Genomic DNA, 9136 nt, shown 5'->3' with positions numbered 1-9136 from the left:
GACATCCAATTCCTGCAAGTGCCCACACAGATTGCTTGATTTGATTGTTAAAGAGCTTACCGCTGACGCTTGGTCGTTGGTTTATTTCTGTTGACCGGCGAACCCGCCGTGTCTGTGGGGTCGCATTATAGGGAGAATCCACCTCGCGACAAGCACTTTTTTGTGATCCACATCCGATCGCGCAAACAATAGCCAAAGCTGATGGTTATTTGTTCAGGCAGAGATAAATCCCGACCAATTGGCAACCAGTTAGAATATAAAACTATGGTTGGCATGACTTTTAGCATGACAAACGCAACGTGCCGGATTGCTCGACGGACGGCATCCACTGCCATCTATTCAGGATTTTTACCTGCCCACAAAAAAGCCGCCCAACAGGGGCGGCGTTTCCAAGCCTACAATAAGGCTTACTTAGTTTCAGCAGCGGCCGAGGTAGCAGCGGCAGCAGAAACAGTTGGTGCCGCGGCAGATACGGCAGCGGATGCGGCTGGAGCAGTAGCAACAGCAGCAGAGGCGGCAGGAGCCGGAGCAGCCTCTTCAGCTTTCTTCTCGCCACAACCAGTCAGAGCTACAACAACCATACCCGCCAGAATCAGTGCGTTCTTCATTCGCGTTGTCCTTTCATGTGTTAACAAAACCAGCCTTAGATAACATATCTGAAGACTTAATAATTCGCGCCGCCATTTTAACAAGCCCCAGCAGTTAAGCCAGCCCCAATTGTTTCCCATTATGAAACCTTGCATTCTCATGGTGCATTAATCCACCAAGATAGTGCACAAGTTCAGCGCATACCACTACTTGCAAGCCTGAATCAGGAGGTGAAAGCGTATTCGTTCAGAACATAGCCCTCAAAAATTTTCTTGCCCCAATCGGACTTGCTTAACACGGATGCGCGAATAGCTAAGAGCTGGTTTAATACCATGACTTTCCCTCACGGAGCCATCATGACTATTCCCCTATCCCCTGATCAGCTTCTGGAGCTGGGCTATGAGTTGTTTTTAACCCATGCAGCAGAACAGTTGCCAGCCGAAGACATCGTCGACATTACATTGGAGTTTGAAACACGGGGCGCAGTAGAAAGTTGTTCACCGTCTGCGGACTGGAGCAACGAGATAGGATTTTTTTCAGCGTCCGAGTGGGTAGAGATATGGGTGGGATTACTCGATCATCAAGATGAGTTCAGCGTGATCTACGCCAAAATCATTCTGCCCGTCACCGGTGAGCTAGATCGCGGACATATTCGCTGGAAACCGGCCAGTTAAGGGTTGCCCCGTCACTGGTTACGGGGTCGCTGGTGTACAAGACAGCGGGCACACCAACAACTGGTTTGTGGCAGATTAATCTCGACCTTAGGCATCTGCATACACCAACATGTTTCTGCAGCCTTGCCTTCTACGACGGCACAGCCCGAAGGTTCACCACACTGCGGGCAGGTGGCATTCACCGGATTGGTTTTATCATCCGGTGCCCAGCCTTGAACATCACCGGGTTGCGAATGCCTGGTAGCTCGTTGTGGTAACTCGGCTAGCAGTGCCAACTGTTCCTGCTCATCCATGGTCGTCCAACGACTAATCTCATCCAGAGTCCGCAGACAACCACGACAGAGGCCAGATTCAACGCGGCATTCGCCACAACAGGGAGATTTAACCAAGGCCCTTATTCGCTCTTAACCAGACGAATGCCGTCATCCTCAATCCGGATCTGACCCTGCTTATACAGGGCGCCGATTGCTTTTTTGAATGTCCCCTTACTCATGGTAAAGAGTTGGTAGATCACTTCTGGGCTGCTCTTGTCACCGACCGGCAAAAAACCATCCTGCTTCTGTAAACGAGCCATGATCTTCTCAGCCGCCGATTGCGTGCCCGCCTGGCCGGGCTGGTTCAATGTCAAATCGATCTTGCCATCTTCACGGACTTGCTTGATATAACCGCGGATCTCTCGACCAGTCGTGACCTTGCCAAATAGCTCATTGCGGTACAGGACTCCCCAATATCGGCTATCCACCACCGCCTTGATCCCGAGCGGCGTATGTTCGCAGGGTAGTATAGAGACAGCGTCACCCGGCTTGTATTCTGGCCAGCCTTCGTCCAGGAAGCGATCCAGCTTACTGGTCGCAGCGACCCGACCTTCCCGGTCCAGATACAGATAGACAACATAGTGTTTATCCACCTGCATGGCTTGGGCTTGCTCTCGAGCCGGCACAAAGAGATCCTTCTTTAGCCCCCAGTCCAGGAAAGCACCTACGCGGCTAGCGCTCACCACTTTCAACCCGACAAATTCCCCCACTTGGGCGTAAGGCTTGAATCCAGTGACAACCAGCTCTTCATCCCCATCCAAATAGACAAAGACTTTGACGGCGCTACCCGGCTTGGCATCGCGGGGCAGTTGTCGCATCGGCAGCAATACTTCACCAAAGTCTTCAGCATCCAGCCAACCCCCTTTATCATCACGGCGCAGGAGAGTCAGGGCGTTCATGGAACCTAGTCTAATCATGGGAATATGCTCTGTGTGGGGCTCGAAAAGCAGGGTGAAACAAGGCTAGCAAGAAGGCAACAAAAAAGGCGCTCGATGAGCGCCCTTTTGCCAAGCCAGAGGCTTAGACGCGAACGAAGTCCAGGTGGACAATCTTCGGCTTGACCGGATGACGCTGAACAGCGGCAACTTTCACAGCAACTTCTTTGCCATCGATAACCAGAGTAATGGTTTCGCTGTAGAAAGAGTCAAATGCTTGAGCAACGGTGATCTTGTTGAAGTCAACAGTCACAGAAACGGCGTCTTGACCGGCACCGTATACAACAGCCGGGATCTTCTCGTCACGACGCAGGCGGCGGCTCGCACCTTTCCCCAGGTCGGAACGTAATTGAGCTTCAAATGAATAAGCCATGGTTAATCTCACTATTTCAATAGATGAATGGTTGGCAACCAGATGCGACCGTCCAGCTGCCTCGGGTAAAACGGCTGCGGATATTAGCATTGGCGTGTCGCAGAAACAAGGCATTCATCAATTGCGCTTCAGGCGCTCACCGTAAGCGAGCAGGCGTTTATAGGTGGCTCGACGTTCGATTTCGGGCATCTGATCAAAAAAAGCAAACTCCTGAGCTCCGGGGCAACGCAACTCATCACCAATCCGTAACTCATCAGGGTTGTTGTCCAGAAGCTCCCGGTTGGCGGCGAATAATGCCAACACAAACAGATAGGGATCACCACTACCAGCTAGCTGCTGACCAACATGCCACAGTGTTTCACCCGGCCGCATCACACGATGACACACCAATACTCCAAGGGGCTGGTCGGTGGATATGGCATCAGGGGGAATACTCTCATCCAGATAAATCTGTGCAGGTGCCGTTGCCCGGACATGAAACAAGGCTCGCCATCCCTTTTCACCGCGTTCAACACGTTGTGCGACATATGTCGAACCATCCCGAGACAGTTGCAAGGCTTGTGGTTGTGGCCTGTAGTTCACCTGACCAACCGGCAAGGTGACCCAACTCTCCTCGGCCTGCGGACGGACATCCTGCGCGCTGATCCAGACTGAAAAAACCAATGCCATCATCGCCATATCCCTCCCCGTCGTAGGCTGGCTTCTGTATCCAGCATGGCAGAACCTCCGACTATGAGCCTATTTTTTCCTGGATAAATTGCTTGAATGCCACGACCTTTGCCGGGGCTCGTTGGCCGCCCAAGGTGATCATGAATAAGTCACTTCGCTCGCCTTGCCAATCCGCCAATACCGGCATTAGCTCACCGCGCTGCCGAGCAGCCTGAGCAATCAAACTGGGCATAAAACCGATACCTGCCCCCGCCAGCGTCAAACGCAGTACGGTAGCAAAGCTATTCGAACTAAAGCGCGGAGTTAACATCAGCGTGACCGGTGCTTGTTCAGGATCATCGCAAAACAGGCTCAACTTGTGGTGTATGGAAGTTCGCAGAATCAACGCCTGTTCCAGCAGTGCCTCTGGAGCTCTCGGCACACCCGCTTTGGCCAGATATGCCGGTGTGGCAAAAAAACCAAAGCGTAAATCGGTAAGCCGCCGGGCGCTGTAGCCCATATCCGGCAAACCGCCTGCGCCGGTAGCTCGCATCGCGACATCAATCTGGTGGGCCACCAAGTCGAGGCGTTCATCGGCACTCAATAATTCAATGGTTAATCGGGGATGGAGTGATTGAAATTCGACCAGCAGAGGCGACAACCACTCTTGCGCCAAATCGATAGGAGCCGTGATCCTGAGCAGGCCACGGGGTTCATTTTTCGATTCCCGAGCCAGCTCTGCCCCCTCCTCCAGCAGGAGTAAACCCGCCCGAACCTTGGAAAAAAACTGCATGCCTTCTGTCGTCGGCACCACGGAGCGGGGATGACGCGCCAGTAGCTGGATCCCCAATTGCAATTCCAGGCGTGAAACACGCCGACTGATGCTCCCCTTGGTCTCGCCCTGCATACGTGCCGCCGCCGAGATCGAGCCCAATTCAACCACTCGGCAAAAGGCACGTAAGTCATCCACCGGCCCGGAAATGGTTTCCGATTTATCAACACTAAGTGCCATTTTTATGTACTTCCGCGCATTTTTGTAAACCTTATTATGGCACTCAATCATTCAATACCCAATGGAGACATAATATGCGGATGCCGGTGTTGTTCGTCGCTCATGGCAATCCATTGATGCTGGATTTAGCGCATCGGATGCAACAATTGACCCGCTGGGGTCAGGAGTTGCCGCGCCCAAACGGGATCCTGGTGATTTCAGCCCACTGGCAAAGTCGGCCCCTGGCCATAGGAGCAAGTCAACCGACACCGTTGATTTACGATTTTTACGGTTTTCCGAGCCAGTATTATCAACTCAGCTATCCAACGCCACCGGCGACCGAGCTTGCCGCCCAGGTACGCCAGTTATTGCAAACGGAGGTGGTTGCCTATCAGGAACAACCAGAACGTGGATTTGACCATGGCGTCTGGGTGCCACTGCTCGGAATGTACCCGGAGGCCAATATTCCAGTACTGCAGCTCTCTTTGCCTGGCGACAATCCCAAGACGCTACTAGAGCTGGGCCAAACCCTGGCCCCACTGCGCGATGAAGGGATCCTGATCCTGACCAGTGGTTATCTGACGCACAACCTGCGCCAGTGGACAGACGACGGCATCATAGCTCCCTGGGCTGCGGCATTTGATGACTGGATTGCCGCTCACCTGCAAGCGCGGGATCTGCAATCCCTGCTCGACTACCAGCGATTGGCTCCCGGTGTACAACAATCGGTACCGACGCCAGAACATCTGGTACCGCTGTTCGTAGCCATGGGCGCCAGTACCGACACAGATCCGGTGAGTTTTCCTATCACGGGATTTGAATTCGGATCTTTTTCTCACCGTTCAGTGCAATTTGGCTAGTCAACCGACTGGCATCCACTATCTGATCTCATTATTAAGGAACTATCGATGATTGATATTCGAACTGCCCCTTACGCTGCGCTCTTGCTTCGCCTCACTCTGGGCATCATGTTTATCGCCCATGGTTTGATGAAAGTTCTGGTCTTCACACCCGCCGGAACCGTGGGCTTCTTCGCCTCGCTGGGTATTCCGGCCGCGTTCGCCTGGCTGACCATGGCCGCAGAACTGGGCGGTGGTCTCTTGTTGTTACTGGGTGTGCAAACGCGCTGGATTGCCGTGCTACAACTACCGGTCCTGCTGGGTGCCTGGGTGGTCCATTCCGGCAACGGCTGGGGATTTAGCAACCCCAATGGCGGTTGGGAATACCCAGCATTTCTTGCCCTGGCACAGATCGTCTTGATCTTGCTGGGTGATGGCAAGTTTGCGCTGTCCCCAAGCTGGGATCTGCGTCGAATTGGGCGCGCTCGATAATCACATCACGACAGCGGGCTGATGGCTGAAGAGGCGATCAGTCCGCAATTCAATCCAAAGCCCCTCGAACAACACTCTGACGAGTAACCTTGACCCTCGCCCCTTATCTAGCCCATGCTGGCGGCACCTGAATCTGTTGAGGGTCTGTTATTGCGTTTAAGCTCTTATCACTTGGGGTTGCTACTGGCCACCCTGGCCGCCTGTGGTTTTGCCGCCAAAGCTATCTTTGCCAAGCTGGCTTACCGCTATGGCGTGGATGGCGTCACCATGGTCACTCTGCGCCTATTGCTGGTGCTGCCCCTCTTGCTCATGTTCCGTATCTTCCAGGCAGAGGATGTCCGCCCGCTATCTCGTCAAGATAAGGGCTGGCTGATCATGTTGGGATTGCTCGGCTATTATCTCTCCAGCCTGCTGGATTTTCTGGGACTGGAAACCGTCAGCGCCAGTGTCGAACGCATGATCCTCTGTCTGTATCCGACCTTGACGGTGTTATTCAGTGCCTTGCTGACACGTAGTCCTATCTCCCGGACAACCTGTAAAGCATTGCTGCTCTGCTACAGTGGCATGGCACTGGTGTTGATCCCTGATCTGCAAACCGCTGAAGCGCAATGGCAAGGCGTGTTGCTGATTGCCGCCAGCACCCTGACCTATGCTCTCTATCTGACGTGGAGTCCGTCGGTCATTCACCGCGTCGGCAGCATGCGCTTTACTGAGCTAGCTCTCGGCGTCTCTGCGATTGCTATGTTTCTGCATTTTGCGGTAACTCATTCACCACACGTACTACTGACTCAGCCCCTGCCGGTGTGGGGTTACGGATTGGCCATGGCCCTGTTCTCAACCGTCTTGCCGCTGTACGCACTTTCCGCGGCTATGGTACGGATTGGTGCTGGCAATACAGCCATCATCGGCAGCCTGGGACCTGTGCTCACCATTATTATGAGCATGCAGTTGCTAGATGAGTGGTTATCTCCGTTGCAATGGTGCGGTGTTATTCTGGTGCTGACCGGGATCTGGCAAGTGGGTAAGCGTCGACATTAAGGCACAGCATCTCATTCCGTCACAAAAACAAAAACCCCCGATAATCGGGGGTTTTTAACATCAACAAGTCAACATCCGTCTCAGCCCATAAATCGGCTCAGCAGATAGAACATACCACCAGAGAGCATAATGGTCGCAGGCAGCGTCAAAACCCAGGCCAGCAGAATGTTCTTGACCGTACCCGACTGCAAACCTGAACGGTTGGCCACCATGGTACCCGCCACCGCCGAAGAGAGGACATGAGTGGTAGACACTGGCATTCCCGTCACACTGGCGATACCAATCGCGGCAGCTGCCGTGATCTGGGCCGCCATCCCTTGTGAATAGGTCATGCCTTTTTGACCAATCTTCTCACCAACGGTTAACACGATCCGCTTCCAGCCAATCATGGTGCCAACACCCAAAGCCATGGCAACCGCGACGATGACCCACGTCGGAGCATACTCAGTAGTCGCAGTCAGATCTTTGCGCAACTTGTTCAGGTCATCTTTTTCCTTGCTGGAAATCGAATCCATCTTGCTGACTTTTTTGGCCGTATCATCAATACACAGCAACAGGCGACGAACCTGACGACGCCCCTCGGTATCCAACTGGTTGTAGTTGGTGATATTTTCCAGACGAGCACCCAAGGTCTGAATAGCCGCGATCGTCTGCTGGGTATCACATTTGAAGATTGCGGGCAGCGTGTGGTTGGCGTCCTTACCCAGCAACATCAGTTCAGAAAGTTCCGCCTGATTGCTTTCATAGAAGGTCTGCATATGCAGCGCGGCATCCCGGGTCCGGGCCACCTGATAGGCGGTACTTTCCAGATTCACCACAAAATGACCAGGAACGACCCCGATCAGCACCAGCATAATCATGCCGATACCTTTCTGGCCATCATTGGACCCATGGACAAAGCTGACTCCCATCGCCGAAGCGATCAGGGTGAAACGAGTCCAGAACGGTGGGTGTTTTTTGCCATCCACCAATTGTCGCTCTTCCGGAGTCTTGTGGATCTTGCTGTCGCGCCACACACGCTTGGCCAGCAGTAACAATAAACCGGCGACCAGCAGACCAACGGTGGGAGAGATGATCAGCGATAACATGATATCAATGGCTTTTTGCACATTGATACCACTGCTCAACGGTGTATCCGTAATAAAGGCATTGGCAGCACCAACCCCCAGGATGGCACCGATCAGAGTATGTGAACTCGAAGCGGGTAACCCCAGATACCAAGTTCCCAGATTCCACAGAATGGCTGAAGCCAACAGTGAAAACACCATGATCAGACCATGAGCCGAGGCAACGTTTAGCAGTAAATCGACGGGCAGCAAATGCACAATCGCATAAGCAACACCCAAGCCACCGAGCATGACTCCGGCAAAGTTGAAAATGCCGGAGGCCACAACAGCCATATGGGGCGGCATTGCTTTGGTGTAAATTACAGTAGCAACCGCATTGGCTGTATCGTGGAAGCCATTGATAAACTCATAGGCCAACACGAACACCAAAGCCAGAAACAAGCTAATCCCGAGTTCAGGACTCAGGCCAGTAAACATATCTAACATAATAATATGACGGTTAGAGTCGGGAATTGACCGCGGCGAATTATGACAGAAAGATGGTGGTGCGGAAGACGATATATGGTCATTTAACGCAAAAAAAGGCGAAAAAAAAGCTTGCGCTGCCGTCAAATGAAGCTGAACTGAACATAAACAGCCACTCGATTCAATGATGCGCGATGCACAAGAAGTGGTCGATGATTTCTGCCTCCCGGCTCGGTCCGGCAATAGGATCGGAAATCGACCATGCGCTATCGTTACTATCTGATCATCCCGTGCGGGCGACAATGCCCGATTATGATGCTATTCCCGGCACCATAAAACCGCCGATGACTCAGCTCAGCCAAGACCCCGAACACCTTCTTCCTTGATGAAACCGATCGTCAACACTGTCACAAGAGTTTTCGAGTGCTGACACAAATCTGCCATCAGTAGCCCCTAGGATGGCAGCGCCTGGAACAACTGGAGAGGTGGCGAGACATGATCAAGATATTTCGGTGGTTTCATCCCAAACAGATTGCACGCTATGTGAAGACGTTTCACCAAGGCGTATTTTTTATCGACGAACAAGGACCATTCCGCTTTGAAGGCGGAGTGGTTTGTTACGAGCCCCACCATGGCCATGGTTCCTTGCAATCGGTCGCCGAAATCAACCGTCAACTTCGCGATCTTCGCCAGTTTCGGCCTTAAGCCCAAA

12 protein-coding genes are annotated in these 9136 nt (G+C 52.9%); 5 read left to right on the top strand and 7 right to left on the bottom strand.

What is annotated here, in order from left to right:
- Window positions 1-407: 407 nt before the first annotated feature.
- Window positions 408-608: a hypothetical protein gene (locus ACZYUB_RS08065; protein WP_463946977.1), complete on the bottom strand. Its 201-nt coding sequence runs from the start codon at window positions 606-608 to the stop codon at window positions 408-410.
- Window positions 609-944: 336 nt separating this feature from the next.
- On the opposite strand from ACZYUB_RS08065, the gene ACZYUB_RS08060 reads away from it, so the two are divergent.
- A complete protein-coding gene (locus ACZYUB_RS08060) occupies window positions 945-1262 on the top strand; it encodes a DUF440 family protein (protein ID WP_463946976.1) in 318 nt (105 codons plus the stop codon).
- An 11-nt stretch (window positions 1263-1273) separates the two neighbouring features.
- Here the strand turns inward: ACZYUB_RS08060 and ACZYUB_RS08055 are convergent, their stop codons facing one another.
- The 5 genes from ACZYUB_RS08055 to ACZYUB_RS08035 all read right to left on the bottom strand — a co-directional run bounded on the left by ACZYUB_RS08055 (window position 1274) and on the right by ACZYUB_RS08035 (window position 4544).
- Complete coding sequence (locus ACZYUB_RS08055; RefSeq protein ID WP_463946974.1) at window positions 1274-1651, bottom strand: DUF1289 domain-containing protein; 378 nt, start codon at window positions 1649-1651, stop codon at window positions 1274-1276.
- A gap of 5 nt (window positions 1652-1656) precedes the next feature.
- Entirely contained in the window at window positions 1657-2493 is an 837-nt protein-coding gene (locus ACZYUB_RS08050) for a CvfB family protein (protein ID WP_463946972.1), read from the bottom strand.
- Window positions 2494-2596: 103 nt separating this feature from the next.
- Window positions 2597-2884: a 50S ribosomal protein L25 gene (gene rplY / locus ACZYUB_RS08045; protein WP_463946971.1), complete on the bottom strand. Its 288-nt coding sequence runs from the start codon at window positions 2882-2884 to the stop codon at window positions 2597-2599.
- A 117-nt stretch (window positions 2885-3001) separates the two neighbouring features.
- Complete coding sequence (locus ACZYUB_RS08040) at window positions 3002-3556, bottom strand: hypothetical protein (RefSeq protein ID WP_463946969.1); 555 nt, start codon at window positions 3554-3556, stop codon at window positions 3002-3004.
- Window positions 3557-3614: 58 nt separating this feature from the next.
- Window positions 3615-4544 carry a LysR family transcriptional regulator gene (locus ACZYUB_RS08035; RefSeq protein ID WP_463946968.1) on the bottom strand — a complete coding sequence of 310 codons (930 nt, stop codon included), beginning with the start codon at window positions 4542-4544 and terminating at the stop codon, window positions 3615-3617.
- A gap of 74 nt (window positions 4545-4618) precedes the next feature.
- Here ACZYUB_RS08035 and ACZYUB_RS08030 point away from each other — a divergent pair, with 74 nt between their 5' ends.
- From ACZYUB_RS08030 to ACZYUB_RS08020, 3 genes are all read left to right on the top strand, one after another.
- On the top strand, window positions 4619-5383 hold the full coding sequence (locus ACZYUB_RS08030) for a DODA-type extradiol aromatic ring-opening family dioxygenase (protein WP_463946966.1): 765 nt from the start codon (window positions 4619-4621) through the stop codon (window positions 5381-5383).
- 48 nt (window positions 5384-5431) lie between these two features.
- On the top strand, window positions 5432-5854 hold the full coding sequence (locus ACZYUB_RS08025) for a DoxX family protein (RefSeq protein WP_463946964.1): 423 nt from the start codon (window positions 5432-5434) through the stop codon (window positions 5852-5854).
- Window positions 5855-6004: 150 nt separating this feature from the next.
- The gene (locus ACZYUB_RS08020; RefSeq protein WP_463946962.1) at window positions 6005-6892 is read left to right on the top strand and encodes a DMT family transporter; all 888 of its coding nucleotides are present in this window, start codon (window positions 6005-6007) and stop codon (window positions 6890-6892) included.
- A gap of 80 nt (window positions 6893-6972) precedes the next feature.
- On the opposite strand, the gene ACZYUB_RS08015 is transcribed toward ACZYUB_RS08020, so the two are convergent.
- On the bottom strand, window positions 6973-8445 hold the full coding sequence (locus ACZYUB_RS08015; protein ID WP_463946961.1) for an inorganic phosphate transporter: 1473 nt from the start codon (window positions 8443-8445) through the stop codon (window positions 6973-6975).
- Between the two features lie 474 nt (window positions 8446-8919).
- Here ACZYUB_RS08015 and ACZYUB_RS08010 point away from each other — a divergent pair, with 474 nt between their 5' ends.
- Window positions 8920-9129: a DUF1107 family protein gene (locus ACZYUB_RS08010; RefSeq protein ID WP_463946960.1), complete on the top strand. Its 210-nt coding sequence runs from the start codon at window positions 8920-8922 to the stop codon at window positions 9127-9129.
- Window positions 9130-9136 lie beyond the last annotated feature (7 nt).

Source organism: Pseudaeromonas sp. HNCC25DJ182, from assembly GCF_055413365.1.
The sequence above is the reverse complement of the archived record's forward strand: the minus strand, read 5'-3'. Positions and strand labels throughout refer to the sequence as shown.

Coding starts and splice junctions, on each gene's coding strand:
- ACZYUB_RS08060 (WP_463946976.1), top strand. CDS start 945: ATGACTATTCCCCTATCCCCTGATCAGCTTCTGGAGCTGGGCTATGAG.
- ACZYUB_RS08050 (WP_463946972.1), bottom strand. CDS start 2,493: ATGATTAGACTAGGTTCCATGAACGCCCTGACTCTCCTGCGCCGTGAT.
- ACZYUB_RS08030 (WP_463946966.1), top strand. CDS start 4,619: ATGCGGATGCCGGTGTTGTTCGTCGCTCATGGCAATCCATTGATGCTG.
- ACZYUB_RS08040 (WP_463946969.1), bottom strand. CDS start 3,556: ATGATGGCATTGGTTTTTTCAGTCTGGATCAGCGCGCAGGATGTCCGT.
- ACZYUB_RS08065 (WP_463946977.1), bottom strand. CDS start 608: ATGAAGAACGCACTGATTCTGGCGGGTATGGTTGTTGTAGCTCTGACT.
- ACZYUB_RS08025 (WP_463946964.1), top strand. CDS start 5,432: ATGATTGATATTCGAACTGCCCCTTACGCTGCGCTCTTGCTTCGCCTC.
- ACZYUB_RS08010 (WP_463946960.1), top strand. CDS start 8,920: ATGATCAAGATATTTCGGTGGTTTCATCCCAAACAGATTGCACGCTAT.
- rplY (WP_463946971.1), bottom strand. CDS start 2,884: ATGGCTTATTCATTTGAAGCTCAATTACGTTCCGACCTGGGGAAAGGT.
- ACZYUB_RS08035 (WP_463946968.1), bottom strand. CDS start 4,544: ATGGCACTTAGTGTTGATAAATCGGAAACCATTTCCGGGCCGGTGGAT.
- ACZYUB_RS08015 (WP_463946961.1), bottom strand. CDS start 8,445: ATGTTAGATATGTTTACTGGCCTGAGTCCTGAACTCGGGATTAGCTTG.